The sequence below is a fragment of the Microcystis sp. LE19-8.1F genome (genome assembly GCF_027531715.1).
GTDB classification, from domain to species: Bacteria; Cyanobacteriota; Cyanobacteriia; order Cyanobacteriales; family Microcystaceae; genus Microcystis; species Microcystis wesenbergii_A.
In genome coordinates this window covers 1-26,918 of the sequence record NZ_JAPZSO010000134.1, presented here as the reverse complement: position 1 = coordinate 26,918, position 26,918 = coordinate 1, and the positions used below count along the sequence as shown (strand labels likewise).

The window sequence follows — 26,918 nt, the reverse complement described above, 5'->3', positions numbered from 1 at the left end:
AACTGATAACTGTTATGTCTCGTATTGGCAAACGCCCGATTCCTATTCCCAATAAAGTCACCGTCGATATCGATGGTGCTACCGTGACGGTGAAAGGGCCCAAAGGAACTCTCCAGAGAACCCTACCCACCGCCGTCGCCATCAATAAAGATGGCGAAACCCTGCTCGTTACCCGTCAAGACGATTCGCGTACCGCCAGAGAACGCCACGGACTCTGTAGAACTCTAGTGGCCAACATGGTAGAAGGAGTCGCGACTGGCTTTCAAAAACGCCTCGATATCCAAGGGGTGGGCTACCGCGCCCAGGCGCAGGGTAGTAAATTAGTTCTTAATGTTGGTTACAGTAAACCCGTGGAAATGGAGATGCCCGATGGTGTTTCCGTCGCCGTAGAAAACAACACCCAAGTTATCGTCAGTGGCATCGACAAAGAAGCCGTCGGTAACATCGCCGCTAAAATCCGCGAAGTTCGTCCCCCCGAACCTTATAAAGGTAAAGGGATTCGCTATCTTGGTGAAGTTGTCCGTCGCAAAGTTGGTAAAGCTGGCGGTAAAGGTGCTAAAGGCGGTAAAGGAGGTAAAAAATAAACCATGAAACTTAGTCGCAAAGAATCAGTCCGTCGTCGTCACCAGCGGGTGCGTCGCAAAATTAATGGCACTGCTGAACGGCCGCGTTTATCCGTATTTCGTTCTAATAACCACATCTACGCCCAAATTATCGACGACGTAGCCCAACACACCCTCGCGGCCGCTTCTACCCTAGAGGCAACCTTGCGCGGGGAATTGGAATCCACCGCTACCCAAGAAGCCTCGGCTGCGGTGGGTAAACTGGTGGCCCAACGGGCCCTAGACAAAGGCATTGAACAAGTGGTTTTTGATCGCGGTGGCAATCTCTATCACGGTCGCGTCAAAGCCTTAGCAGAAGCGGCTCGGTCAGCCGGCTTAAACTTCTAAAATATCCTTTCAACACTGATAAAACTATGGCAAAACGTCGCAAAGGCAACCGCGAAAAAGAAAAAGAAACCACTTGGCAAGAGCGGGTCATCCAGATCCGCCGGGTTAGTAAGGTGGTTAAGGGTGGTAAAAAACTCAGCTTCCGGGCTATCGTCGTGGTCGGTAATGAAAACGGCCAGGTGGGAGTGGGAGTCGGCAAAGCAGGGGATGTGATCGGGGCCGTCCGTAAAGGTGTGGCCGATGGTAAAAAACAACTAATTGAAGTCTCCTTAACTAAGGCTAGTTCTATCACTCACCTCACCCGGGGGGCTTCCGGTGGCGCTCAGGTGCTTATGCGTCCGGCTGCTCCGGGGACTGGGGTTATTGCCGGAGGTGCTGTCCGTACCGTTTTAGAACTAGCCGGGGTGAAAAATATCCTCGCTAAACAACTCGGTAGCGATAACCCCCTCAATAACGCTAGAGCCGCCGTTAACGCCCTGGAAACTCTCCGCACTTTCTCGGAAGTGGCCAAGGATAGAGGCGTATCTGTAGAACATTTGTACACCTAAAGAAATCACCATGAAACTCCACGAAATCGCCCCCCAACCAGGGTCAACTAAACGCCGTCGTCGTGTGGGACGGGGTATCTCGGCCGGCCAGGGCGCTAGCTGCGGTCTGGGAATGCGCGGACAAAAATCTCGCTCTGGGACGGGGACTCGTCCCGGTTTTGAGGGGGGACAAATGCCCCTCTATCGTCGGGTTCCCAAATTAAAGCATTTTCCTTTGGTTAACCCCCGTCAATACACGATTGTTAATCTGAGAAAATTGGCTTCTTTACCCGCTAATACGGAAGTTACCCTGGAAAGTCTGCTAAAAGCTAAAATTCTCACCAGCAATGACGGCCCTTTAAAAGTTTTAGGTGATGGTGAAATTACCGTTCCCCTCAAGGTGAAGGCCGCCGCTTTTAGCAATAGTGCTAAAGAGAAAATTACCGCCGCTCAAGGTACTTGGGAAGAAATTTAACGGATACAGGAGACAGGAGACAGGAGATAAAAGGCAAAAGGCAAAAGGCAAAAGGCAAAAGGCAAAAGGCAAAAGGCAAAAGGTAAAGGGCAGCTTTGTTCTCCCCACACCCTACACCCCACACCCCACACCCCACACCCTACACCCTACACCCCACACCGAACCCCTAACACCCAACCCCCAAGACCTGATTGATATATCATAAGAAAGACAGGGGAAATCTTAAAAAAATCGAGAAAGTTTTCCCCCTCGATTACTTTTTCCCATAAAAAAACTGCACTAGAGGTAACTGTTAATGGTCGTCAGTCGTGATAAGGCTCCCACGGCACAGGAAACGTTTATGCAAATGGCACAGGCGGCCGGTTTACGCGGTCGCTTGTTGATTACATTGGGTTTACTGATTCTGCTCCGTTTTGGGATGTTTGTACCGATACCCGGTTTGGATCGGGCAAGATTAGCAGAAATTATTCAAGGTAACGCCGCTTTGGGAATCCTTGACCTGTTTACCGGGGGAGGATTATCGACGTTAGGGATTTTTGCCCTCGGCATTCTTCCCTATATCAACGCCTCAATTATCGTGCAACTGCTCACCGCTGCCCTTCCTTCTTTGGAAGATTTACAGAAAAATGAAGGAGAAGCAGGACGGCGAAAAATTGCCCAAATTACCCGTTATATTGCCTTTGGTTGGTCAATTATTCAAAGTATCGGCATTACTCTCGGTTTATTGGTTGCTAACGGCGTTGTGGCCGGAACTTTACCCTCGATCGCTGCTACGGTTCTCGCTTTAGTGGCGGGTTCTATGTTCGTGATGTGGATTTCGGAACTGATTACGGAACGCGGTCTGGGAAATGGAGCATCTTTGCTGATTTTTGTCAACATTGTCGCTGTTTTACCGAAAACCCTCGGTGATACGATTACTTTTGCTCAACAGGGTGGCCGACAAGCGATCGCTCAAGTGGTGATTCTCTTGCTGGTTTTCTTGGTGATGATTATCGGCATTGTTTTTGTTCAGGAAGGAACCCGTCGGATTCCGATTGTTTCTGCCCGTCGTCAGGTGGGTCGTCGTCTCTATCGGGAAAGAACCAGTTATCTACCCCTACGACTCAATCAAGGGGGCGTGATGCCGATTATTTTCGCCTCGGCAGTGTTGGTCTTACCTTTCCAATTGGTGCAAGCTTTACCCACGGATAACCCGGTCGGTCAGGTTTTAGTTCAGTTGGTTAATGCCCTGCGTCCCGATAGTTGGGGTTATGTGGCTTTTTATAGCTTACTGATTCTCGGTTTTAGTTTCTTCTACGCTTCCCTGATCGTTAACCCCAAGGATATGTCCCAAAACCTGAAAAAAATGGGGGCCAGTATTCCGGGGATTCGACCAGGGACCGCTACTACTAATTATCTGGAAGGGGTGCTGAATCGTCTCACCCTTTTGGGCGCTCTCTTTTTAAGTTTGGTGGCTACTGTGCCGACTGTAGTAGAAAGCGCCACCGGTGTCACCACTTTTCGCGGTTTGGGGGCAACTTCCCTGTTAATTCTGGTGGGGGTGGCGATCGATACGGCGAAACAAATTCAAACCTATGTCATGTCTCAACGCTATGAGGACATGATTAAAAAGTAGTTAGATAGTTAACCAGTGACCTTTTACCGGTTACTGGTTGTTTTTTCCCTTAAAACCCTATATTTAATCCATGAGCAAACGGATCGGTGTGATATTTTTGGGACCGCCCGGATCGGGAAAAGGGACCCAAGCGGCAAAATTAGCGGAATCTCTAACGATTCCCCATATTTCTACTGGTGAAATTTTACGTCAAGCAATTACAGAGAAGACAGAACTTGGTCAGCAAGCACAAGCTTATGTGGAAAAGGGGGAATTAGTCCCCGATGAGTTGTTATTAGGTTTAATTCAGGAACGTTTAAAACAGCCTGACAGTGCTAAGGGTTGGATTCTTGATGGTTTTCCCCGCACGGTGGCACAGGCGAGCTTTTTAGACGCATTACTGGAAGAATTGGCCGATAGCCACACATTTGTGCTTAATTTGGCTGTACCAGATACGGTCTTAATTGAGCGTCTCATGCAACGGGGTCGTCAAGATGATACTCAAGAAACGATCGCCCGTCGCCTACAGGTTTATATCGACCAAACTGCCCCCGTTTTAGATTATTACGGTCAAAAGGGGACTCTTAACCATATCGACGGTAATCAACCGATGGACGCGGTTACGGCGGCTTTAACAGCAGTTGTCACTCCTGGGTAAAGTTTCCCTCAGTCAGTAATCAGTGATCAGTAATCAGTCATCAGTGATCAGTCATCAGTCATCAGTCAGTAAAAATTACAACTTTTTATAAGTTTTTTATATCAAACAAGCGTTAATAGTTGAGAATATTTAAATTTAAATTTCGCAATATTTATCTTTTCTTAAGAATTTATTGAAAATAATTCTTATTTGTTTACGAGGTTGCAATACTTCCAGCGATTATGGTATATAGCGTTTTTCAGTCTGCTGAGGTACAAAAGTTATGGGTTTTAGGCAAAAGGCAAGAGGCAAAAGTCAAAAGGGAAGAAAAATATGTGTACCTCACTAGCTTAGGAAACGCTATAATTTCGCAGTATGAAATGATGGGTTCCTCTGTGCTTTTTGGGGTTTTTAGCTGTCTGGTGAGCCTGAAAACCCTTGCTAAATCTACACTAACCTATTTAAGAACAGTAACAACTGGCGATTAAAGAGCCTTTTTTAAGCCAACCCGTTGATCAATTAATTGTGTAGTTTTGTTGCAAAGAGAAAGTTTTTTTGACAAAAAGAACAAAGTGTGCTGCCACTGGATTTAAAATAAACTCAATTGTCCTTCTTGTTTTAAGCGCCAGTTATCATCACCAACTCTCTGGGCAATATCTTCGAGGACGCTTAGAATCGTCTGATTTTCGGGAGTTGTGCCATTTTTTAACAGAGGTAATATATTAAAAACAATATCATCAAAACTAGAGCTTTTATTATCTCTTTCCATCCTTCTCAAATAGCTAATCAAATAGTATTTAATTCTCAATTTAACATCGATTTTTGACTTAAACTTACTGTCTTTTTTGATGGTATATAATTCAGTTTTTTCCTCATAATCAAAATTATCTAACAAAATTGGAGTCAAGTCTGAATACTCCTTGGCTAGTAAATCTAAAAACCCTAATTCCAAACCTTTAATAATCAATTCATCGTTAATTTGTTCTAGGGTTGCCCCATCATTTTTAGCAATAATTCCTTCAACAGTTTGCATGACAATCTCGGTGATATCCATGCCTAAGTTAGCTTTCATTACCGCTTTGGGAGTAGGAACTTTCCGAAAATTAATAATTAACTGTCCTGATAAAACTGTAAAGGGATTTTGCCGCTTTTTAAAGCTCGTTTGTCCATTTTTTTGTGGCACTGCTCCCACATATTCAAATCCGCAACTTTCTGCGGTATCTAAAATTAAATGCCAAAACTCAGGATCTTTGTGAGCAAAGACAAAGGATAACCATCGCTCAAATTTCAAAACTCGATACATTTCTCGAATACTTTGGGCAATTAATTGATTATATTCCTGTTTACTTTTTTGGATTGTTCCACCTTCAATAGCTTCTAATTGATAGTCCTTTTCCGTCACTTCTAAATCTAACCAAGCATTCCACATTATTGATAAATCTAAGTAGGGAATTTTCTTTCCGTAGGGAGGATCGGTATAAATATAATCAACGCTTTCATTTTCAATAAAACTTAAGTCTGTCGCTGTTCCTTTAACAATTGTTGCGTTATCAATAGTTTTTTTATTAACATAAAACTCCATTTCTTGTTTAGCTGCAACAAGTTTTTTAAATTTAGTTTCATAAATTTTTATTAAGGGCATTTCTCCCGGTTCATGAGCAATTCTATAGCGATAATATCTAAATACAGAACTATCACCCCCCGCCGCACTTCTTGTGTAATGAAAAGTCAAATTATATTTATTGATTGTACTGGAAAAAACTAACAGCAAAGACTCTCTAATATTCTCGTTTAATTCTTGTTTAATCAGATGTTTTAATAAACTTAACTGAGCCAATTGTTTGTTACTAAATAACTGTTCAACAGTAGCCACATCAGAACCTTTAGGCAGTTTCAAACCTTGGGGATAGGGATAGGTATTGAGAATCTTTGTTATTTCCTCTTTGGTTTGCGGTTCTCGCTCTTGGTAGGCTAATTTAACTCGTTCAAAAGCTTGACTTAAATCATCAAAATCAACGGGAATAATTAAAGAATTAACAAGAAAAATAGCCAGAGGGTTAATATCAATACTAATCGCTTTGCGGTTATTCATTAAAGCTTCAATTGCCGTCACTCCACTACCGCCAAAAGGATCAAGAATGACATCTCCCAGTTGACTAAAGTTTTTAATATATTCTGCCACCACATTCCATGCTTGTTTAGTAAAATATCCATGAACACCAAAATGTCTTTTAGCTTGTTGTTTTTTTACCTCAATTGGTTCTAATAAGGGACGACTTGAGTAGTCAAAAGTTTTGCGACTGATTGGGGAATGGTTTTGATAGGTAAAACTTTTTCCCACTTGAAATCTATCTGGGGCTAAATACTGGGTCAACTCTTGCCAACTATCGGCAATTGCATCAAGAGAAAAATATAAGATAGGTGTACTGGTATCGAGGGTCTTAAATAAACTAAATTCTAGGCCATTACAAAGAGCAAAATAATTGCTTCTGATTTCAGGATGACTCGCATAACTATAGACCTGTTCTACTGAATCACCTTCGTAGATATTTTCCGTTGGTTTTTTAGCCTCTAATACCCAAGCATAACTTTGATTAACTTTCAGAACATAGTCAGGAATTAAATTTATCGGACGTTTTTTACTACCAACCTTTAAAAAGGGATGCCGTAGGGTTTTACTTCTTTCGATATTATCTTCTCGGTAGCCCAAACTTGTTAAAAGAGGTAAAATAATCACTTCTCTAACGCTGTCTTCCTTAAAGTTAGGGTTATTTTTAATTGCCTGAAAATCAATAGCAGAAAAAATATGATTCATGGGTTAGCACTGTTTGTGATAAGTAGGTAGGCGTTAAAAATTATCAGACACCCCCCTTATCAAGGGGGGATTAAGGGGGGATCGAACTTAAAATCCATTTTTAATTTAATTATAACCAGCTACTTAGTTTCGATAAATCTTCCTTACTCAGGGGAAAATCAGACCGATTAACTTTGAACACTTACCATTAACCTGCCGTGAAGTTGGGTAAGCTAAGACGCATTTAAACCGCCTATCCTTAGATGAGCTACATCTCCCCCAATTCTTTTACTGTTGCAAGAGTGCAAGAGTGCCTCATCTGAACAAACAATTTAAATGCGCGGGCAGCTGATGACAGGATTTGAATAGAGTATCTTTGACGATGCCTCAACAATATGAGTTAGACAGGCTTTCTAAAATATATCGTAATCCAGTAGAAGTCCAGTTTCAACCCGCTTCTAGTCATACTAAATCCGTTGATTATAGGCTACATATCAAGACAGGCAATGGGGGTAATAAATAATCAGTCTTTGATAACCAGATTTAGTCTTACCACTTTTTTAGACACATCGCAGCAGATTCGATGACTTAATTATCTTTTATAAGTTTTTTATATCAAACAAGCGTTAATAGTTGAGAATATTTAAATTTACATTTCGCAATATTTACCTTTTCTTAAAAATTTATTGAAAATAATTCTCATTTGTTTACGAGGTTGCAATACTTCCAGCGATTATGGTATAATTTCGCAGTATGAAATGATGGGTTTTTCTGTGCTTTTTAGGGTTTTTAGCTGTCTGGTGATCCTGAAAACCCTTGCTAAATCTACACTCAGCTATTTGGGAACAGCAATAAATGGAGGTTAAAGAGCCTTTTAAAACCCAACCCGTTGATCAATTAATTGTGTAGTTTTGTTGCAAAGAGAAAGTTTTTTTGACAAAAAGAACAAAGTGTGCTGCTGAGTGATTTATATTGCTTTTATTTGTTCTCCCCACACCCTACACCCCACACCCCACACCCTAATCTCCTATGAGGGGAAACTTTACCCTTGCCCGTGCGTCTTGAGGCTCTAAGCAAACAAGCGCCAAGCTTGCGATAGAATAGATCGGACTTAGCCTAAATGGGGTGAGCGAAAGAATGTGCGGAATTGTTGGCTATATCGGAACCCAAACAGCGATCGATATTCTCCTAGCTGGATTGGAACGTTTAGAATATCGGGGTTATGATTCGGCAGGGATTGCCACAATTCTCGAAGGTGAATTACATCGAGTCCGCGCCCAGGGAAAACTCTACAATCTGCGAGAAAAATTAGAACAGGAAGTTAATCCCTCCCAAATTGGCATCGGTCACACCCGTTGGGCAACCCACGGCAAACCCGTAGAAAGTAATGCCCATCCCCACACCGATAACAGTCAACGGGTGGCAGTGGTACAGAATGGCATTGTCGAAAATTTTCAGGCATTAAGAACAGAATTAAAGGAGAAAGGCTGTATATTTGACTCGGAAACCGACACAGAAGTTATTCCCCATCTAATCGCCAGTTATTTACCCAAACCTACCGATGAAGAATACTTGGGGGTGAGTCCTTTCCTCAAGGCAGTTTTAAGGGCAATTGAACGTTTAGAGGGTGCTTTTGCCCTAGCGGTGATTAGTCCCGATTATCCCGATGAATTGATTGTCGTGCGGCAACACGCCCCTTTAATCATCGGTTTCGGTCAAGGAGAGTTTTTCTGTGCCTCCGATGTCAGTGCTTTGGTTCCCCATACCCGGGCAGTGCTGTCCTTGGATAATGGCGAAATCGCTCGGTTAACACCCTTGGGAGTAGAAATCTATAATTTTGAGGGAAAAAGAGTCCGTAAAAACCCCAGAGTCCTCGATTGGAGTCCGACCACCGTAGAAAAACAGGGTTATCGTCACTTCATGCTCAAGGAAATCTACGAACAACCAGGAGTGGTGCGCGACTGTTTAGGGACCTATCTGCATCCCCATTGGACAGCAGAAAATGGGGATAATGTCAACCCGATAAATATTAATTTTTCTGAGGAAATTTACGAAAATTTAGAACATATTCAGATTTTAGCCTGTGGAACCAGTTGGCACGCTAGTTTAGTGGGTAAATACTTGATTGAGCAGTTGGCGGGTATTCCCACAAGGGTACAGTACGCCTCGGAATTTCGCTATGCACCCACCCCCCTGATGCCCAATACTTTAACCATCGGGGTGACGCAATCGGGGGAAACAGCCGACACTTTAGCGGCGTTGGAAACAGAAAAACAGCGTCGTTTAGGATTAGGAAAAAAATATCAGGCCCGGATTATCGGGATTACTAATCGCCCCGAAAGTACCCTAGCACAAATGGTCGATCAGATTATTAATACCCAAGCGGGGATCGAAATCGGGGTGGCGGCAACTAAGAGTTTTACCGCCCAGTTATTGGGTTTTTATCTCTTAGCTTTGGATTTATCCTATCGTCGTCAAACTTTGTCTTTAGAGAGAATCGAGGAAATTATTAATCAAATGCGATCGCTGCCAAGGTCGATCGAAACTGTCTTAGAAAAACAGGAAAAAGCGATCGAAGAATTAGCCCATGAATTTAATGACACCCAAGACTTTATTTTCTTGGGACGGGGGATTAATTTTCCCATTGCCTTAGAAGGGGCCTTAAAACTCAAAGAAATCAGTTATATTCATGCGGAAGGCTATCCAGCCGGAGAAATGAAACACGGACCAATCGCGCTTTTAGATGCAAAAGTTCCCGTAGTAGCGATTGCGATGCCGGGGGTAGTTTATGATAAGGTTCTCTCCAATGCACAGGAAGCAAAAGCCAGGGATGCGCGGTTATTGGGAGTAGTTGCTGACAGCGATACGGAAGCACCAAAAGTCTTTAATGATTTGTTGTATGTGCCGGAAGTTGAGGAATTATTATCGCCAATTTTAACAGTAATTCCCCTACAATTGCTCTCCTATCATATCGCAGCCCGTCGCGGTTTAGACGTGGATCAGCCGCGCAATTTAGCCAAAAGTGTCACGGTAGAATAAGGTTCCGTTGGGTTGAAAGTGTGGTTTAAAGGTCTATTTACACTGAATCGGAACCTATGAATCTTTATGCAACTTCTCAGAATGGGGTTTTAATTCGTCTGACAGAGGAGAGATGGAAACACATTATCAGTGGACATAGTGAATTAGTATCGTATCAAGCGGAGATATTGGAAACCATTCGCTATCCTGAGAAAATCCTAGTAGGAAACCATCAGGAATTGTTGGCAGTTAAACAAATAGTTTCTGGAAAATATCTAATTGTTGTTTATCGGGAATTATCAGAGGGGGGATTTATTATTACTGCTTATTTAACCCGTCGTCTTCGTGAATTAACCAAGAGGAAACAAATATGGCCATAACTAGCATTAATATTCAATCCTATCTTAACTTCGCCAAGATGATTCACGCTCTGCCTCAGCAAGATTTTTGGACAGCTTATGATGCAAAAGCAGATGTTTTGTATATTAATTTTCATCAACCATCTTTACCTGCGGATGATAGCGAATTAACAGATAATGATGTGATTATTCGTTATCAAGGGGATAAGATCATTGGGTTAAGTATTCTCAATGTTAGTAAAATCCAATGATGCTATAAGTAGGGCAGGGTGAGAGCATCTCAAACGCTATTGACAATTGGCCAATTTTGTGATCCGCTTGCTGTGTGGGCATTTCAAGTGATACCAGTCAATCAGAATGGTTACGAAATCTTCACATTTAGTCGATTTTTGCTTAACAATTGAGATGGCCAATTCTCCTCAAATATGCCTGAATCGCTCTCTGGGTAAGCAACTCACATAAAGTTTATTTTGTCAAGGATTGTTAAGATGCGCTTACCCTGATAAGTAGGGTTGGCTGCATATCAGTAGAAGCTTGGCTAGAAAAGGGTTTAGGGACTTTATAGGGACTCAAAAACCTTGTACTTTCATTAGTGATTGCAAAGCGATCGCTAGGCAAGATCGCCAGATAAAATTGAGAAACTAAGCTATATAGGAGCGATCGATCTTTGTGTCCTTTGTGTCTTTGTGGTTCGTTCCACCCCCTAGCCAGTTTTAAGTAGGTAGGCGTTAAAAATTATCAGATGCCCCCCTTATTAAGGGGGGACTAAGGGGGGATCGGCACTCCCCTTATCAAGGGGGGACTAAGGGTAGGGTTGATTCATGAATCAACCCTACTATGAATTAACCCTAGGACTAAGGGGGATCGAACCTAAAATCCATTTTTAATTTAATTATAACCAGCTACTTAGAATATATTTTACCCAGAAAACCTAAGAGACCCCCCGATTTTCAGTACAATATTACTGCAATATTAAAAGCAGTGAACGAGTAAACAGCGATGATCACCGGCGAATTAAAATCCAAAATAGATAAACTTTGGACAACCTTCTGGAATAACGGCATTAGTAACCCGCTTTCGGTAATCGAGCAGATTTCCTATTTACTCTTCATCAAGCGCCTAGATGACCTAGAACTAGCTAAGGAGCGTAAATCCCAACGATTAGGCGAAAATCTCGAAAATCCCACCTTTTCCCCCAGCCAACAGCATATCCGTTGGTCCCACTTCAAAAATCTCGATGATGCCGAGACAATGCTGCGGATTGTCCGGGATGAAGCGTTCCCCTTTATCAAAGATCTGGGACAGTTTTCTAAGGGTAGCACCTACGCTAAACACATGAAGGACGCGGTGTTTCTCATCGCGTCTCCGGCGCTGCTGGCCACGGTAATCGAACAAATTGAAAAAATCCCCATGGAGGATCGGGACACCAAAGGCGACCTTTACGAGTATATGCTCTCGAAACTGAGTACAGCCGGGACTAACGGACAGTTTCGCACACCGCGCCATATTATCAAAATGATGGTGGAGTTATTAGCGCCGGGACCCCGGGAGGTTATCTGTGATCCGGCCTGTGGCACAGGAGGCTTTTTAGTAGCGGCTGCCGAGTATGTGCGGGAGTTAAAGGACAGCGAGGGGGGACGTTTGCTCCATGAACGCGGCAACCTAGAGCATTTCAATAACCAAATGTTCCACGGTTTTGATTTCGATGGGACGATGTTACGCATTGGCAGCATGAACCTGATGTTACACGGTATCGAGCAGCCGATTATCGAGGCCCGGGATTCCCTATCGGAGGACCACGCCGGGGTAGAGGATAGTTTTACCATGATTCTGGCTAATCCACCGTTTAAGGGTTCGGTGGAGAAGTCCACTATTGCCAAGGATTTATCGAAAATCATTGACACCACTAAAACCGAGTTATTATTCATGGCCCTGTTTTTGCGCTTGCTGAAGACGGGGGGAAAAGGTGCGGTAATTGTGCCGGATGGGGTGCTATTTGGCTCGTCCAAGGCCCATAAGGACATCCGCACCATCTTGGTGGAGGAACATAAGCTAGAGGGGGTGATATCGATGCCGTCGGGGGTGTTTAAACCTTACGCGGGGGTATCTACTGCGATCCTGATTTTTACGAAGCTGGGGGTAAGGGAAAAGGGGACTGACTTCGTTTGGTTTTATGACATGGTGGCGGATGGTTTCTCTCTCGATGATAAGCGCCAACCGATTGCCGATAATGATATCCCAGACTTGCTGCGCTGTTGGCAGCAACGCGACTCCGCTAAGGATACCAATCGCAAAGGGAAGGCGTTTTTTGTGCCTCGCGAGGAGATTCAGGCCAATGCTTATGATCTATCAATTAACCGCTATAAGGAGATAGAGTACGAGGAAGTGAGCTATGAGCCGCCGAAGGTGATTTTAGAGAAGTTAAGGGCTTTAGAGGCTGATATTCGTCAGGATTTGGACGCATTAGAGGAGATGTTAGGAGATTAGGAGATGAAAAATCTACAGCCATTAGACCTACATCCTCTCAAAACCGAATCCGAGTATGAGGCCGCTTTACTGGAGATTGAGTCGCTTCTGGAAGTACCTCCGGGGACACCGGAAGCAGCGCGCTTAGATTTGCTTGCCACACTGCCATCCGATCCCCCCCAACCCCCCTTAAAAAGGGGGGAGAAGAGTTCATAGTAGGGTGGGTTAGACGGCAACAATCTAGGCGTTAAAGTCAATCTAACAATCCGTCGTAACCCACCGCTTTAGTTAACCGAAAGGATGTTTGTCGGCATTTAGAGAGGATGTGATGACTAGAATAAAAGCGCCATCCGATCCCCCCCAACCCCCCTTAAAAAGGGGGGAGAAGAGTTCATGGTAGGGTGGGTTAGACGGCAACAATCTAGGCGTTAAAGTCAATCTAACAATCCGTCGTAACCCACCGCTTTAGTCCACCGAAAGGATATTTGATTTATGTTTGAAAATAAGATTGATCAGGTTTTACACGCGTTAAAGGAGATGTTGGGATGAGAATGGTTCCGCTTGGTGATTTAATGGCTAGTCGGGTTCCTAGTCTTGATCCATCAAAATATCCGAAAGAGGTATTTGAACTTTGGAGCATTCCCGCATTTGATACTGGTCAACCAGAGATTACAGAAGGTGCAAATATAGGCTCTTCAAAAAAATGCGTTGAACCAAATGATGTTTTGCTTTCTCGAATTGTGCCTCATATTCGTCGAGCTTGGGTTGTTAGTAAAAGTCAAAACGAAATGCGTCAGTTAGCGTCTAGCGAATGGATAGTTTTTAGAGATGAAAGCTTTTATCCTGATTATCTGCGTCATGCCTTAACCTCAGATAGTTTTCACTCTCGTTTTATGCAGACAGTAGCTGGTGTAGGTGGATCATTACTACGCGCACGTCCTGATGGTGTAAAAAAGATTAAAATCCCCCTCCCACCCCTCGAAGAACAGCGAAGAATTGCGGCAATTTTAGATAAAGCGGATGGGGTGCGACGCAAGCGCAAAGAGGCAATTCGGTTGACTGAGGAGTTATTGCGATCAACTTTCCTAGAGATGTTCGGTGATCCTGTTACTAATCCGAAAGGGTGGGAGATTGGCAAAGTGATTGATTATGCTGACTGTATTGTTCCAGGCCGAGATAAACCAAAATCTTTTACAGGTGATATTCCCTGGGTTACTACCACTGATTTAAATCATTTGGGATATACTTATAAATCAAGACTAAACATTGGTCTAACAATAGACGAAATCAAACAAGTAAATGCCCGAATAATTCCTAAAGATAGTGTTTTGTTGACTTGTGCTGGTGATTTGGGAGTAACTTCTATCGCAGGATGCAACATGGTTGTTAATCAACAACTGCATTCTTTCCAATGTAATGAAATTGATAACCACTTTTTAATGCACGTTATTACATATCAGAAAAATTTCATGCACCAAAGAGCAACTCAAACAACAGTTCCATATATGAATAAAACAGCGTGCAATTCTATTCCCGTAATTTATCCACCATTGGAATTACAGAGGAAATTTGGTGGATTTTGCAGAAAATTTAGTGCTTCGACTTCACAATTTGATAGTTTAGAACAATCCGAAAATCTCTTTAATTCCCTTTTACAAAGAGCATTTAGGGGGGAACTGTAGCCATGGCAGCCGGCGGATTACTGCCATAATCTTGTGGGAAATGCCATTAAAAAAGACCGTTGGACAATTAACCAAGATTCCTATCATCTCACACTGTCACGCGGGAAAACCCTAGATAAAATAACCGAACTTGCTGTTTTTTTATATAACTGTTAAACAATAACCAAGTAAAATATAAGTAGCTGGTTATAATTAAATTAAAAATGGATTTTAGGTTCGATCCCCCCTGCCCCCCTTGATAAGGTAGGGTTGATTCATGAATCAACCCTACCCTTGATAAGGGGGGTGCTGATCCCCCCTGCCCCCCTTGATAAGGGGGGTGCCGATAGGCGGGGGGATCCCCCTTAATAAGGGGGGCATCTGATAATTTTTAACGCCTACCTACTTATACAATTGTTAAACAATAATCAGGTAAAATATAGAGATAGCCAAAACTTTGGGGATAATAGACTGGGGAGCGCAATATGGACTCAAACTTCTCCTTCCTGCGAGATCAATTCCCGACAATCTACGAACACGCCGGCCAAGCGGAGGGATTAGTCTTCAGCAACCCCCGGGCCAGTTGCTTCTATACCCGTTTTGTCCTAGAACAAATGGTCTGCTGGCTCTATGAAAACGACCCCTACCTGCAACCGCCCCGGGACAATAGCCTAGGCGCTCTTATCCACGAGCAAACCTTTAAAGATAACCTTAAACCAGGACTTTTCGGCAAAATTCGCACCATCCACAAAGTCGGCAACAACGCCGCCCACCATACCAGCCCCATCAGTGAACGGGACTCCCTGCACCTGATCGAGGAACTATTTCATCTCACCTACTGGCTCGTGCGCTACTATGGGCAGAATGGGCGAAAATTGGGCGATATTAGCTTCGATCGCCAGAAGATACCGGCGGCCGCACCCCCCGCTCCCAAACAACTGCAAGACCTAGAAAAACGCCTGTCCCAAAGCGATGCCCTGCGCCAATTGGCCGAAGCAAAACAGCGCCAAACCGAGGCCGAACTCGCAGCCGCTAGGGCCGAACGGGATGCCCTCCTCGCCCAAAATCGAGCGATCGCTGACCAGCACGACTACAACGAAGCCGACACCCGCCGCTACCTGATCGATGTACTACTCCAAGAGGCCGGCTGGGATACCAAAGCCCCCAACGCCACAGAGTTCGAGGTGTGGGGGATGCCCATCCAAAAGCCGGGGGATACCGGACGCGGTTTCGTCGATTATGTACTATGGGGTGACGACGGCAAACCCCTCGCCCTCGTGGAGGCAAAACGCACCAGCAAAAGCGCCGACAGCGGACAACAGCAGGCCAAACTCTACGCCGACTGCTTAGAAAAAAACTACAACCAACGCCCCGTTATTTTCTACAGCAACGGCTTTGAAACCTATCTCTGGGATGATCTCACCTATCCCCCCCGTCCCGTCCTCGGTTTCCTGCGAAAAACCGAGCTAGAACGGCTAATTTTCCGCCGTTCCCACCGTAAACGCCTCAGGGACACCGCCATTAACGAGGATATCGTCGGCCGCCCCTACCAGAAAGAGGCCATCCGCCGCATTACCGAAACTTTTGAAGAAAAGTGCGCCCGTAAGTCCCTGTTGGTTATGGCCACCGGAACCGGTAAAACCCGAACTGCGATCGCATTGGTGGAACTGCTCAAGAGCGCCAATTGGGTAAACCGAGTCCTGTTTCTGGCCGATCGCAATGCCCTATTAAAGCAAGCCTATCGAGCCTTTCAGCGTCATCTACCCAGCGTTACCGTCCTGCATCTGACCCGCAGCAAGGACGTGACGGGGGCTAACGTCATCTTCTCCACCTATCAAACCATGCTCAACGCCATTGATCGCATGGATGCAGAGGGGCGAATCTTTGGGGTGGGTTATTTTGACCTAGTGATCGTCGATGAGGCCCATCGCTCCATTTATCAGAAATACGGCGAAATATTCGATTATTTCGATGCCCTGCTGGTGGGGCTAACTGCCACGCCGCGCTCGGAAATAGACCGGGACACCTACCGCATTTTCCAGCTACCCCAGGGCTTGCCTACCTTCGCCTACGAGTTAAATGATGCCGTTAGGGATGGCCACCTCGTCCCCCCCAAGGGCGTTACTGTGCCGTTTAAGTTTCTGCGTACTGGGGTTAAATACAGTGAGCTAACCCCACAGGAGCGGCTAGACTACGAGGAGAAGTTCCGGGACGAGGAAAGCGGCGAACTACCGCAGGCAATTAACGCAGCTGCCTTTAATGACTGGTTGTTCAATATCGACACCGTGGATCAAGCATTAGAATTATTGATGCAACGGGGGCTAAAGGTCAACAGTGGCGATCGATTGGGTAAAACGATTATTTTTGCCCGTAATCACCGACACGCCCAATTTATCTGCGATCGCTTTAACAGTAACTATCCTCACTACAAAGGTCATTTCGCCAAAATTATTGACAGTCACGACAATTACGCCCAGAGTCTGCTCGATGACTTCAGCGAAGCCAACAAAGAACCGATTTTGGCCGTCTCGGTGGATATGCTCGATACCGGCGTAGATGTGCCGGAAGTGGTCAATTTGGTCTTTTTTAAGCCCGTATTCTCCCGGGTGAAGTTCAATCAGATGATCGGGCGCGGGACCCGTCTCTGTCAGGATTTGTTTGGGCCTGGCAACCATAAAACCGAGTTTCTGGTCTTTGACCTCTGCGGGAATTTCGAGTATTTCGAGCAGGATATCGATGAAACAAGCCAGAAAATACCCGAAAGCCTCACCAGTCGCCTAGTGAAACATCGCCTCGAGTTGGCAACCCGTCTCGCTCCCTCCAAGCCAAGCGCGACACCTAGAGCGAGAGAGCAGTCCTCTACTTACAAAGTTGATCGGGCCGACGACCTATACACGAGTTTGCTCGATGCACTCCATCAACACATCGCCACCATGCCCCGGGATAATTTCCTCGTGCGTCGTCGCTTGCCGCAGGTGGAAACCTTTAGTCAGCGCCAGCGTTGGAACAACCTCAGTCAGGAGGACGCGGCCACCATTGCCGACTCCTTGGCCGGTTTACCCAATAGTCTGCCCAATGAGGACCACCTGGCCAAGGAGTTTGATCTTCTCTGTGTGAAACTGCAATTAGCCATTCTCAAGGCCGACCGTAGTTATGAGCGATTGCGGGACAAAGTGCGGGATATTCTCGGTCAACTGGAGACTAAGCCCGATATACCTATGATTAAGGGGCAATTAGCCTTTATTCGCGAGGTGCAGGACGAAAGCTGGTGGACCGGCGCAACGCCGTCAATGGTGGAGAGGATCCGGGTTCGCATCCGAGATCTGGTCAAGTTTATTGATCGCCAAAAGCAGCAGATCGTGATCACCGATTTTGTCGATGAGATGGGGGAGGTGCAGATTGTCGATATTCCCACCCATCAGACCGGTTTTAGTCGCGAACAGTATCGCCGGAAAGTGGAGGCCTATATCCGTCAGCATCAGGATCACCTTGCGATCGCTAAGTTGCGGCGCAATCTCCCCCTAACGGAGACGGATTTATCTGCCCTAGAGGAGATGCTATTTTCGGCCGCAGAAATTGAGAGCCGTCAGCGTTTTGAGGAGGTTTTTGGCCAGACAAAAAGCCTCAAGCTTCTGATCCTGGAAATCGTCGGACTCGATCCCGCAGGGATCCGCGTAGCGGCACGCCAAGCGGCTAAACAAGCTTTTGCCCGTTATTTGCAGGGGACAAACTTCTCGGCCAATCAAATCCGTTTTATCGAAAATATCATCGATATCCTCACTAAAAACGGAGTTATCAATCCGGGGGCGCTCTACGAGCCTCCCTTTACCGATAACCATCCCGAAGGGCTAGATGGGATGTTTAATGATCAGGAAGCTGATCGGATCGTCTCGATTTTGCGATCGTTTAACCAGTCCGTTGATCTGGATTATTACACTAAATCCGGTTATTAAAAACTGATTAAGCTAAGACGCATCTTAACCGCCTATCCTTAGATTAGCTGAATCTCCCCTAATCCCTTTACTTTTGCCTCTTGCCTCATCTCAATAAGCAATTTCAATGCTTAATAGCTTATTTATTCTCCCTTTTGCATGAGCGCCTATCCTGATAGGTAGCTATAAAGCCTTGTAGGGAATGAAAACAGTTAGTTTTCCCAGAAGCTGGTGATGGGATTTGAACCCGCGACCGGCTGATTACAAATCAGCTGCTCTACCACTGAGCTACACCAGCATTTTCCGTCAACCCATTATAACACAAATAGACCGATAGGTCACTGATCCCTGTCGAAGTGTGGAGATTTTTGCCCTCCCCTAGTCCGCACCCGCGAGACTAGGGACCGATACACAGAGGTTCAATGAGTTAACAGGGATGACCAATAATCAGTTATCAGTGACCATTGACCGTTTAATAAGAGCCAAATTAATCCCCCTATTCCGAATAGAATAGTCAAGACATAAAATTGTGATTGACCAGAAACATTATACTTTAAGGCACTGCCGCTAAAAATCGTCGCTAAACTGACTAAATTAACCAGACCATCAATAATATAACGATCGAGCCAAGCGGTAATTTTTGACAAGCTTCCCACCGCTAAAACCACGGTAAACTGATAGATGCGATCGAGATAGAAGTCATAAGCGAACAAATCTTGCAGGAATCGCAGGATTAACCCAGTTGGTCTCGCCCAAGCTCGTCTTAACTCTACCATTGAGCCGATAACTAGGGCAATTACCCCAGAGGCTATCAGTAAGGGAAAACCCCAGACAATAGTGAAACTCTGGTTATTAAGGAGAGGATTGGTGAAAGATAGCCAAAAATCCCAACGTAGGGGAATAATCGGGGCTAATAAAACGATTAAAATCAATGCTACCATGGGCAAAGCCATCGGCCAAGCCACTTCCGGGGTGCGATGGGTTTTACTTTGGGTTTGTCCCAAAAAGACTAAACGAAAGACCCGAGTAAGATTGACGATGCTAAGACAATTAACAAAGATTAAAACCGCTAATAACCACCAAGGAATCGCCCATTCGCCACTTAACCACCGTTTTAACGTCCAAAACATCCCTAGGGGCATTAAAACCGTCATCCCCGCGGAACCTCCTAAAAAAGCCATGGTTGTAGCCGGCATTCTTGCCCAAATTCCCCCCATTTCCGTGATATTTTGGTTACTGGTGGTGAGAATTAATGCTCCTGCGCTCATAAACAATAAAGCTTTTGCGACCGCATGGGAGAATAAAATTAGTAAAGCGATATCCACATGACCTAATCCCACCGCCACAAAGACTAAACCGAGATAGGCACTGGTGGAGTGGCACAAAACCCGTTTAATATCAATTTGGGACAGGGCCATCAGAGAAGTCCCAATTGCCGTCATTGTCCCCAAAACTATTAAAACATCAGCAGCGATCGGAGATAGGGTAAACACTGGCTGCAGCTTAATTAAAACATAGGCCCCCGCCGAAACCACGATCGAATTCCGCATGATTCCGGCTGGATTTGGTCCCTCCATCGCCTCATCTAGCCACAAATTCAGGGGAAATTGGGCGCATTTACCCGTTGGACCGGCAATAAGGGCTAATCCTAACAAAGTCGCCGTTAGAGGTCCTACAGGGTTATTTACTGCCCAATTTTCTAACTGAGAAAAACTCAATCCTTCTCCGTAACTGGACAGGGCCACCAAACCCATCAATAAAATAATATCGCCGACGCGCTTGGTTAAAAAGGCATCTCGCGCCGCGGTTACTACCAAAGGTTGGGCATACCAAAAACCGACGAGGAGATAGGTAGAGACCGTTAACATCTCTAGGAAAGCGTAACTGAATAGTAGGGAGTCACTCAGGGCAATTCCCCCTAAAGCTGCCTCAAAAAAGCCCATTAAGCCATAAAATCTCGCCAAAGACCAATCCTTTTCCATGTAGCCAAGGGCATAGATTTGGGCCAAGAGACTGATGAGGGTAATCACTTCCAGCGTCCCTAAACTGACGGGAGAAAGTTCGATCGAAAGGGATAAACTAAGATCGGCCACTTTTACCCATTCAAAAGCTAGTTTAATCGTCTCTCGATGCCAAATTTGATTAAAAGCGATCGTTCCGTGTATTAACCCTAAGACGGTCATCAATAGGTTAATATAAGCCGCCGGCCGCGGACCGGTGCGACTAATAATGCCTAAAGACCAAGGTAGGGTTAAAATCGAACCAATTAAGCCATAAATGGGAATTAACCAGCAAGTGTAAAGGAATAAATCTTTCATTCAGGGGGTTATTCAGTTATCAGTTATCAGTTATCAGTTATCAGTTATCAGTGATCAGGTTTAAGTTTTAAGTTATCAGGTTTAGGTTTTCAATTTTCAATAAATTTAGGCTCTTTCACTGGTTACTGATCACTGATCAACGGGCATAAAAAACCAAGACTCGATCGAACAGGGATCGAGTTTAGTCAATTTAGGTATTTTACAGTTAATCCTGCGATCAGGCTAAATGCGCTGTAATAAAGATTTACCGTGGGAATCGGTGCTACAGGTGGCGAATAATTGATATTGACGACTAAGAGCGAGAGCTTGTTCGGTTTCCCGTTGACTCGGTAGCCAGGGTTTGGGATTGCCGTAGGCATAAAAGGCCTCAATACCATCAATACCCAATTCTACCGCCGCCGCCACTAAATCGGCCGCGGGGCGATGGTAACGAAAGGGATGAGCCAGAACCACTAAAGCCCCCGCTTGCTGTAAACTGTTAATGACTCTAGAGGCCAAAGCGAAATCCCCTTCTGGTTTGGCTCTTTGCAGATAGGGAGTCAAGACGGTATGAGCGGGATCGAAACCATAGCCAAGAATATGCACTTCTGTCTCTAAGAGATTCGCCGTAATTTCTACCCCTGTCCATAGATGGGGTAGAGAACCCTTTAAATGCTGATTTTCTAGCCAAATTTGGGCTTGCTGATAACCTTTGATCGAGTGATGATCGGTAATTGCTAATCCTTTTAGTCCGATATCTAACGCTTGCCTCATCAAGTCTTGGGGACTCATTTGACCATCGGAACAATGGGTGTGAAGATGGAAATTGTAATGGTGGGGACAACTATCATAGCCAATATTTGCCCACACCGCTTTCAGGGCGAGGGTATCTTGAGCCAGGGGGGGAATTGTAGCAGAAACGACCATGCAGTATTGAGGAACTTTCCCAAAGATTACAAATTGTTAACAATCAGCATAACAAATACCAAAAAAAACTGGGTAGCTGCTGTTACCGGTAATACTAAATCCTGTTTCAAAGGTATGGGGAGACCACTTCGTGCGCGACGTTCGGACGTTCGGCGAAGCTCAGTCGAGCGGACGGTGAGGCTTCGACGGTGAGATCAGCGTTCGACCGAGCGTTCGACAAAAGCTCACGCCGAAGTCTCACGCCGAGGTCCGAACCGCTTGTCGAACCGCCGCGATGCTCAGTCGAGCCGTTGCGGGGGGAAGTGGGGAAGTGGGGGAATGGGAGAAGGGGGAAGGGAGGGGAGCATCTCACCTTTGCCATAAGCATAAATGCAAAGGTGAGGTCAAGAAAAAAGTTAAAAAAGAGAACCATTCAGATAGGCACAGCGAGGACGAAGGACTTGCGGTACATTGCCTGAATTCCAACTTGCACCGGCAATTTTAACACGAAAACCAATTTGTTTCACTTGAGATGACCCGGAGCCAGAACCAATGGAAATCCCCTCTTCTTGAAAATAACCATAATTGACAATTCGATGTTTATGCTTGTTCAAATAAGTAATAAAATTCTCAACTTGAGGCTCTGACCATCCTTCAAAACAAGAGATAGCAGCCTCCACTTCACCCTTCTTTGAGAAAACATTTTACCTCCTCAATTCGCTGGAATGAACCGCCAACTTTATAGAGGTTTTCGATTAAATGATACCAGTCCAAAATTTCAATCCTTTCCTGTTCCTCGCGGATTTCACGGAATAAATTCCAGATACCATCATGTCCATCTCCTCAACAAACTTTCATGTTTGGCTAGATGTTGAGAATTAACCAAATCTAATCAGCCTGAGTTATCCTTAAAAAAGGCAGCTACTCCCAATTTAGGGAAACTCACCCCTTTATAATCACGCCAAATTAAGGCTTTTACCTTGGGCGTTCTCAGTCGTACCTTACCCCCGTCTATACTCATTTCCTCCACTTCTGTGTTAGATGGTAATTCTTCAAAATGGTAGCGATAAACAAGGCGTTTTTGTGGACTGTGTGAAACAGCAATGCCTGTTAATGATTCGACTTTCTTCGCCGATTTTTCATCTCTATTCATCACCACTTAAGAGCAAGCAGTTTTTCTCTAAAATATTAATCATCTGAGTTCTCGGCTTTAATTTTAACTTATTTACTTGTTTTTCTGTAATTGGTAATTCACCCAAAATACTTTTAACTTTTCTCGTCCGACCAGCGGTTTCTTCTGGAATTGTTTTGATAAAAAAATACCAATTCCTAGCTTAACAGACTGAATCATTAAATCTCTGACAGTCTCCTCTATTTCTCCCAAGTTATTAAATTTCTTAATTTGGGATTGCTCCTAGAGACACGCTCCTAACTCTCGGGATAACTCTTGAATTCTTTTTTCATTTTCTGATAACTCTGATCCCATTGGATTGTTCCTGCCATCGAGATAGATTCTGAATCGTAAGTGATAACTATTATCATCCCATTTCTCTTTTTGATCAAGTTCAATATTTTCTAGTTTTTGACTGACATAAGCATTAATACTTGTTGCACAAGTGAGATGCTCCCGGAAGGGGGAATGGAGAACAGTCTTGAGCATTTTTATCAGAAAATCTGTATCGATCAATTTTTATAAAATCTTTAGAATATTTTGAGCTAGCTGAAGTTATAAATTATGTAGAGGTATAGAACAATTCTTCGTGCTTCGCACTAAAAAATAAACTACAACCCGAAATGATTGCAAACATCTCTAGACAACTAACCACCGGTGCTCTTGCCATCGCTGGCAGTGTTGCCGCTTTCAGCTTTGCCGGCGCTGCTCAGGCGGTTACTTTAAGCACTTTAACCATCACCGGGGATGCAACCATCAGTCCGTGGGGAACCTTGAACCCAGTCCTTACTCCCACAAGCGTCACCGGCGTAACAGGCGGGACTGGTCAATTTACGGGGGTGACAGCTGCTAACGTTACCCTTCCTGGCCCTTTTACATTAAACGGCACTGGTTCTGGAGGGGCATTCATCTTTTCTCCCCCTCCTGATCCTGCACCTGGTTTTACTACCATAACGACCGGTCCTGGTCTTGTAACCGCTAATGTCACTCCTACCAGTGCTATCGGCACAAACGTATCTATTGGCGCTGGTCTTTTCCAGACTGTTTATACTGTAAGCGGTCCTGCGACTTTTACTGAGCCTTCTGTCCTCAATGTTCTGGGAGGTTTCACCATCGCCTTCCAATTAGTGGGTCTTCCCGGGGCCGTGACGGGAACATATACTTTAGATCTCACAAAAACCGATGTACCTGTCCCTGTAGCTGTTCCTGAACCTTCTGCTATTCTCGGTATCTTAGCCGTTGCTGGTGCTGGTGCTTTCGCTCGTCGCAAGAGCTAGTCGCTGTCATTCAAAAACAATGGAAAAAACAAGCGTTAAGGTGAGACTTAGCGCCTTTTTTTTGTAGCTAGAGATTATCTGAATCTCCCCCCCTGCCTGATCTCAAATTGATCACTGATCGCTGATCAGCCATTCCGATGCCCTTTCACCTAGATCTAGGGGCAAACTAACCGCTTTACCGAGACGGGGACGCTCACGGGTTTCGCGGATAAAAGCTTGAAATTGACTAACACCACCCCATTCGTGGAGATAATTAGCGATCGCATTGAGATGTTGCAGATATTCAGACTCGGAGAGAGGAAAAGAGGCTTGTTCGAGATATTTCCACATTATCTGGACATGAACCTTATCTTTGATGCGTCGCAGCTGGATATCGTAGGAACGACCCCATTTTTCTAGTAATAATTGCTGTAAGTCCACACCCGTCATGGTTATATCAGTAATCAGATGTCAGTCAGTCCCCTGATTTTATCATAAATGTCAGGTGAAGACCCTCGGTTTTAGCGTTCTTCCCTTTTGCATGAGTGCCTCTTGCATGAGTGCCTAAAACCCATAACTTTTGTACCTCAGCAGACTGAAAAACGCTATAACTTCCGATATTGTTATAGCGGTTTTCAGTCTAATAAGGTATAGTAAATCCCTTGATAGATAGGTCTTTCAGCGTTTCAATCGGGACTCACTTCTGTGAAAACCGCTATAATTGCAATAAGAGCGGCCTATTCCGCTAACGCTTGCTCTTCTTTTGAGGTCATGAGCATCTGCAATCTTTTTTCCTTAAACCTCTTGCATAATTAATTTTTGAGAGGGCAAAAATGAGAAAAATAGGCATAAAATTGCCTAAAATCCCTAAATAGAGCATTTAATTGCTCATTATTCATTCTTAATTCTCCTGACTACTGACTACTGACTACTGACTACTGACTACTGACCTTACTTTTCCCGTTAAGTCTGAAATCCCCGCACAGAGAGAGGCAGCAGGCAGGGCAGGGGGTAGGAAGAGAAATCAAGACTTTAACTTTTGAATAGTAGAGACTAAAATCCCTGGCATCCTATCGAATTATTCTAAAACTGGGTCAAATAGTTCAGGAGTAGCTAATTTAACTTTTTTAGCGATGATTAGCTGTGTATCTAGTTCTCTAAGAGAGCCTAATGCTATATGCAGAAACTGAATATACTCGTTTTGGGTTCTTCGTCCGTAACCCTCGGCAATACCTGGCTTGCCCCTCCTGCCACCTCCCCCTTAGCTGTACGGGCGGGAAAAAAGTTTTTTTGGGTACAGGAAGTATGTAAAATGGAATGTTGATCTTTCTTGGCCTAAACAGCATTTCATGATTTCGAGTAACGACTTTCGGAGTGGCACAACCATCGAGATAGATGGCTCTGTCTGGCGGGTGGTAGAATTCCTGCACGTCAAACCGGGTAAGGGATCGGCCTTCGTGCGAACCAAGTTAAAAAATGTCCAGACCGGCAACGTGGTAGAACGGACGTTCCGGGCGGGGGAAACCTTGCCCTCAGCCACGATCGAAAAGCGCACCATGCAGCACACCTACAAAGAAGGCGATCAGTTTGTCTTCATGGACATGGAGACTTTTGAGGAAGCAACTCTAACCCCGGCACAAATGGGCGATCGAGCCAAGTATCTGAAAGAAGGAATGGAAGTCAATATTCTCTTTTGGAATGAGCAAGTGTTAGAGGTGGAATTGCCCACCTCGGTAATCTTGGAAATCACCGATACGGATCCAGGAGTCAAGGGAGATACGGCCACCGGTGGCACCAAACCGGCGATCGTAGAAACGGGAGCGCAGGTGATGGTTCCCCTGTTTATTTCCATCGGTGAAAGGATTAAAGTGGATACCCGGGATGGTTCCTATCTGGGACGGGAATAATTGTGATCAGAAGCCCAGAAATGAGCTTTTAGGGACGGGTTTAGGACTAAACCCAGTTTTATGAGCCTGTTTCCCAAAACTTAGCCGCTAGATGCGAAAAATCGACAGTTTGGTGGGTGCGAATTTGGATTTGTTGCTTTTTATTTGCGAGGGGATTTCAGAGCGGTGACTATTGATTACAACGAAATTCGAGAACTGATCAAAACATTGGCAGCAACGGATATCAGTGAATTTAGCCTGAAAAGTGCAGATTTAGAGCTAAATATCCGCAAAGGAACCGTTAATACTGCCCTTGGGCCTCTCGCCGCTCCCTTGCCGTTGGTGACGGCCACCGTCGCCGCTCCAGTGATAGCCGCCGGTTCCACCCCAGTCCCAGAAACCCCCACTCCCGAACCCGCGGCGGCCGCTGTTGATAAAAAATGGCTGGCGATTACCTCTCCCATGGTCGGCACTTTTTATCGCGCTGCTGCTCCCGATGAACCGTCTTTCGTGGAAAAAAACGATCGGATTCGTGTCGGACAAACGGTTTGTATCATCGAAGCGATGAAGTTGATGAACGAAATCGAAGCGGAAGTAGCCGGGCAAATCGTCGAAATCGCCGTCGCTAACGGTGAACCGGTAGAATTTGGCCAGACGTTAATGTGGGTTAATCCCGAATAAGTAAGTCGTTCTAACTTAAATAGAAGATAAATTTTACTCTCGATCCCCCCTGCCCCCCTTAAAAAGGCAGGGTGGTTTCAGAAAAGTAAAGCAAAAATTGTGTCAACTTGGTTAGCCTATAAACACCGAGCTTGGGGAACCGTCCGAAACCCGCCACGGCGAACCATTGACAACGCTCTTTTTTCTATGGCCTTGTATAGGCTCGGCTGATTTTCTTTGACCGCCATCAGGTAATCGTGATTGGCTTCCATGATGGCGGCTGCTGTCTCCCTTTGATTGTGTAGAGCATCTACTGTGAAACACTGGCG

At 44.9% G+C, this 26,918-nt stretch carries 22 protein-coding genes, 1 tRNA gene and 3 pseudogenes; 18 read left to right on the top strand and 8 right to left on the bottom strand.

The features are described from left to right. The first annotated feature begins 14 nt into the window (after positions 1-14). From rplF to O9334_RS13300, 7 genes are all read left to right on the top strand, one after another. On the top strand, positions 15-584 hold the full coding sequence (rplF, locus tag O9334_RS13330; RefSeq protein WP_069475528.1) for a 50S ribosomal protein L6: 570 nt from the start codon (positions 15-17) through the stop codon (positions 582-584). Between the two features lie 3 nt (positions 585-587). Beyond that, complete coding sequence (gene rplR, locus O9334_RS13325; RefSeq protein ID WP_002753900.1) at positions 588-950, top strand: 50S ribosomal protein L18; 363 nt, start codon at positions 588-590, stop codon at positions 948-950. 26 nt (positions 951-976) lie between these two features. Next, the gene (gene rpsE, locus O9334_RS13320; RefSeq protein ID WP_002757584.1) at positions 977-1,498 is read left to right on the top strand and encodes a 30S ribosomal protein S5; all 522 of its coding nucleotides are present in this window, start codon (positions 977-979) and stop codon (positions 1,496-1,498) included. 10 nt (positions 1,499-1,508) lie between these two features. Then, the gene (rplO, locus tag O9334_RS13315) at positions 1,509-1,952 is read left to right on the top strand and encodes a 50S ribosomal protein L15 (protein ID WP_002796421.1); all 444 of its coding nucleotides are present in this window, start codon (positions 1,509-1,511) and stop codon (positions 1,950-1,952) included. 295 nt (positions 1,953-2,247) lie between these two features. Beyond that, entirely contained in the window at positions 2,248-3,567 is a 1,320-nt protein-coding gene (secY, locus tag O9334_RS13310; RefSeq protein ID WP_045358706.1) for a preprotein translocase subunit SecY, read from the top strand. A 70-nt stretch (positions 3,568-3,637) separates the two neighbouring features. Beyond that, entirely contained in the window at positions 3,638-4,204 is a 567-nt protein-coding gene (locus tag O9334_RS13305; protein ID WP_288000499.1) for an adenylate kinase, read from the top strand. A gap of 221 nt (positions 4,205-4,425) precedes the next feature. After that, a complete protein-coding gene (locus tag O9334_RS13300) occupies positions 4,426-4,671 on the top strand; it encodes a hypothetical protein (RefSeq protein WP_288000498.1) in 246 nt (81 codons plus the stop codon). 101 nt (positions 4,672-4,772) lie between these two features. Here the strand turns inward: O9334_RS13300 and O9334_RS13295 are convergent, their stop codons facing one another. Continuing rightward, positions 4,773-6,998 (bottom strand): DNA methyltransferase, encoded by a 2,226-nt coding sequence (locus O9334_RS13295; protein ID WP_045358704.1) that lies wholly within the window; start codon positions 6,996-6,998, stop codon positions 4,773-4,775. 1,116 nt (positions 6,999-8,114) lie between these two features. On the opposite strand from O9334_RS13295, the gene glmS reads away from it, so the two are divergent. The 8 genes and pseudogenes from glmS to O9334_RS13255 all read left to right on the top strand — a co-directional run bounded on the left by glmS (position 8,115) and on the right by O9334_RS13255 (position 18,434). Next, entirely contained in the window at positions 8,115-10,016 is a 1,902-nt protein-coding gene (glmS, locus tag O9334_RS13290) for a glutamine--fructose-6-phosphate transaminase (isomerizing) (protein ID WP_190381273.1), read from the top strand. Positions 10,017-10,072: 56 nt separating this feature from the next. Beyond that, the gene (locus tag O9334_RS13285) at positions 10,073-10,375 is read left to right on the top strand and encodes a hypothetical protein (RefSeq protein WP_045358702.1); all 303 of its coding nucleotides are present in this window, start codon (positions 10,073-10,075) and stop codon (positions 10,373-10,375) included. Next, on the top strand, positions 10,366-10,605 hold the full coding sequence (locus O9334_RS13280) for a DUF2283 domain-containing protein (protein WP_002794713.1): 240 nt from the start codon (positions 10,366-10,368) through the stop codon (positions 10,603-10,605). Before O9334_RS13285 ends, O9334_RS13280 begins: the two co-directional genes overlap by 10 nt. Positions 10,606-11,353: 748 nt before the next feature. Beyond that, complete coding sequence (locus O9334_RS13275) at positions 11,354-12,841, top strand: type I restriction-modification system subunit M (protein WP_288000497.1); 1,488 nt, start codon at positions 11,354-11,356, stop codon at positions 12,839-12,841. A 3-nt stretch (positions 12,842-12,844) separates the two neighbouring features. Next, on the top strand, positions 12,845-13,036 hold the full coding sequence (locus O9334_RS13270) for a hypothetical protein (RefSeq protein ID WP_045358700.1): 192 nt from the start codon (positions 12,845-12,847) through the stop codon (positions 13,034-13,036). 329 nt (positions 13,037-13,365) lie between these two features. Beyond that, on the top strand, positions 13,366-14,502 hold the full coding sequence (locus O9334_RS13265) for a restriction endonuclease subunit S (protein WP_002796404.1): 1,137 nt from the start codon (positions 13,366-13,368) through the stop codon (positions 14,500-14,502). A gap of 27 nt (positions 14,503-14,529) precedes the next feature. Continuing rightward, positions 14,530-14,658 (top strand): annotated as a pseudogene (locus O9334_RS13260) (hypothetical protein); the annotation flags it as partial. 308 nt (positions 14,659-14,966) lie between these two features. Continuing rightward, entirely contained in the window at positions 14,967-18,434 is a 3,468-nt protein-coding gene (locus tag O9334_RS13255; RefSeq protein ID WP_288000496.1) for a DEAD/DEAH box helicase family protein, read from the top strand. Between the two features lie 205 nt (positions 18,435-18,639). On the opposite strand, the gene O9334_RS13250 is transcribed toward O9334_RS13255, so the two are convergent. From O9334_RS13250 to O9334_RS13235, 4 genes and pseudogenes are all read right to left on the bottom strand, one after another. Further along, positions 18,640-18,711, bottom strand: a tRNA-Thr gene (locus O9334_RS13250). 121 nt (positions 18,712-18,832) lie between these two features. Beyond that, positions 18,833-20,731 carry an NAD(P)H-quinone oxidoreductase subunit F gene (locus O9334_RS13245; protein WP_045358693.1) on the bottom strand — a complete coding sequence of 633 codons (1,899 nt, stop codon included), beginning with the start codon at positions 20,729-20,731 and terminating at the stop codon, positions 18,833-18,835. 222 nt (positions 20,732-20,953) lie between these two features. Beyond that, on the bottom strand, positions 20,954-21,637 hold the full coding sequence (locus tag O9334_RS13240; protein ID WP_045358692.1) for a PHP domain-containing protein: 684 nt from the start codon (positions 21,635-21,637) through the stop codon (positions 20,954-20,956). Between the two features lie 395 nt (positions 21,638-22,032). Next, positions 22,033-23,102: pseudogene (locus O9334_RS13235) on the bottom strand (ISKra4 family transposase). Between the two features lie 308 nt (positions 23,103-23,410). Between O9334_RS13235 and O9334_RS13230 the strand changes: the two are divergent. After that, entirely contained in the window at positions 23,411-24,064 is a 654-nt protein-coding gene (locus O9334_RS13230) for a PEP-CTERM sorting domain-containing protein (protein ID WP_288000495.1), read from the top strand. 111 nt (positions 24,065-24,175) lie between these two features. Here the strand turns inward: O9334_RS13230 and O9334_RS13225 are convergent, their stop codons facing one another. Both O9334_RS13225 and O9334_RS13220 read right to left on the bottom strand, forming a co-directional pair. After that, positions 24,176-24,493: a DUF3067 family protein gene (locus O9334_RS13225; protein WP_045358689.1), complete on the bottom strand. Its 318-nt coding sequence runs from the start codon at positions 24,491-24,493 to the stop codon at positions 24,176-24,178. Positions 24,494-25,121: 628 nt separating this feature from the next. Beyond that, positions 25,122-25,274: a four helix bundle protein gene (locus tag O9334_RS13220; RefSeq protein ID WP_080754263.1), complete on the bottom strand. Its 153-nt coding sequence runs from the start codon at positions 25,272-25,274 to the stop codon at positions 25,122-25,124. Positions 25,275-25,392: 118 nt separating this feature from the next. On the opposite strand from O9334_RS13220, the gene efp reads away from it, so the two are divergent. Both efp and accB read left to right on the top strand, forming a co-directional pair. Beyond that, entirely contained in the window at positions 25,393-25,950 is a 558-nt protein-coding gene (gene efp, locus O9334_RS13215) for an elongation factor P (protein WP_002788532.1), read from the top strand. 165 nt (positions 25,951-26,115) lie between these two features. Beyond that, the gene (gene accB, locus O9334_RS13210; RefSeq protein ID WP_045358697.1) at positions 26,116-26,610 is read left to right on the top strand and encodes an acetyl-CoA carboxylase biotin carboxyl carrier protein; all 495 of its coding nucleotides are present in this window, start codon (positions 26,116-26,118) and stop codon (positions 26,608-26,610) included. A 116-nt stretch (positions 26,611-26,726) separates the two neighbouring features. On the opposite strand, the pseudogene O9334_RS13205 reads toward accB, so the two are convergent. Continuing rightward, positions 26,727-26,918 (bottom strand): annotated as a pseudogene (locus O9334_RS13205) (hypothetical protein); the annotation flags it as partial.

What these genes read in the sequence shown, in the direction of transcription:
- O9334_RS13230 (WP_288000495.1), top strand. Translation starts at nt 23,411, where the DNA reads ATGATTGCAAACATCTCTAGACAACTAACCACCGGTGCTCTTGCCATC.
- efp (WP_002788532.1), top strand. Translation starts at nt 25,393, where the DNA reads ATGATTTCGAGTAACGACTTTCGGAGTGGCACAACCATCGAGATAGAT.
- O9334_RS13225 (WP_045358689.1), bottom strand. Translation starts at nt 24,493, where the DNA reads ATGACGGGTGTGGACTTACAGCAATTATTACTAGAAAAATGGGGTCGT.
- rplO (WP_002796421.1), top strand. Translation starts at nt 1,509, where the DNA reads ATGAAACTCCACGAAATCGCCCCCCAACCAGGGTCAACTAAACGCCGT.
- O9334_RS13280 (WP_002794713.1), top strand. Translation starts at nt 10,366, where the DNA reads ATGGCCATAACTAGCATTAATATTCAATCCTATCTTAACTTCGCCAAG.
- O9334_RS13245 (WP_045358693.1), bottom strand. Translation starts at nt 20,731, where the DNA reads ATGAAAGATTTATTCCTTTACACTTGCTGGTTAATTCCCATTTATGGC.
- O9334_RS13255 (WP_288000496.1), top strand. Translation starts at nt 14,967, where the DNA reads ATGGACTCAAACTTCTCCTTCCTGCGAGATCAATTCCCGACAATCTAC.
- O9334_RS13300 (WP_288000498.1), top strand. Translation starts at nt 4,426, where the DNA reads ATGGTATATAGCGTTTTTCAGTCTGCTGAGGTACAAAAGTTATGGGTT.
- rplR (WP_002753900.1), top strand. Translation starts at nt 588, where the DNA reads ATGAAACTTAGTCGCAAAGAATCAGTCCGTCGTCGTCACCAGCGGGTG.
- O9334_RS13265 (WP_002796404.1), top strand. Translation starts at nt 13,366, where the DNA reads ATGAGAATGGTTCCGCTTGGTGATTTAATGGCTAGTCGGGTTCCTAGT.
- secY (WP_045358706.1), top strand. Translation starts at nt 2,248, where the DNA reads ATGGTCGTCAGTCGTGATAAGGCTCCCACGGCACAGGAAACGTTTATG.
- O9334_RS13285 (WP_045358702.1), top strand. Translation starts at nt 10,073, where the DNA reads ATGAATCTTTATGCAACTTCTCAGAATGGGGTTTTAATTCGTCTGACA.
- rpsE (WP_002757584.1), top strand. Translation starts at nt 977, where the DNA reads ATGGCAAAACGTCGCAAAGGCAACCGCGAAAAAGAAAAAGAAACCACT.
- O9334_RS13240 (WP_045358692.1), bottom strand. Translation starts at nt 21,637, where the DNA reads ATGGTCGTTTCTGCTACAATTCCCCCCCTGGCTCAAGATACCCTCGCC.
- glmS (WP_190381273.1), top strand. Translation starts at nt 8,115, where the DNA reads ATGTGCGGAATTGTTGGCTATATCGGAACCCAAACAGCGATCGATATT.
- O9334_RS13270 (WP_045358700.1), top strand. Translation starts at nt 12,845, where the DNA reads ATGAAAAATCTACAGCCATTAGACCTACATCCTCTCAAAACCGAATCC.
- rplF (WP_069475528.1), top strand. Translation starts at nt 15, where the DNA reads ATGTCTCGTATTGGCAAACGCCCGATTCCTATTCCCAATAAAGTCACC.
- O9334_RS13275 (WP_288000497.1), top strand. Translation starts at nt 11,354, where the DNA reads ATGATCACCGGCGAATTAAAATCCAAAATAGATAAACTTTGGACAACC.
- O9334_RS13305 (WP_288000499.1), top strand. Translation starts at nt 3,638, where the DNA reads ATGAGCAAACGGATCGGTGTGATATTTTTGGGACCGCCCGGATCGGGA.
- O9334_RS13295 (WP_045358704.1), bottom strand. Translation starts at nt 6,998, where the DNA reads ATGAATCATATTTTTTCTGCTATTGATTTTCAGGCAATTAAAAATAAC.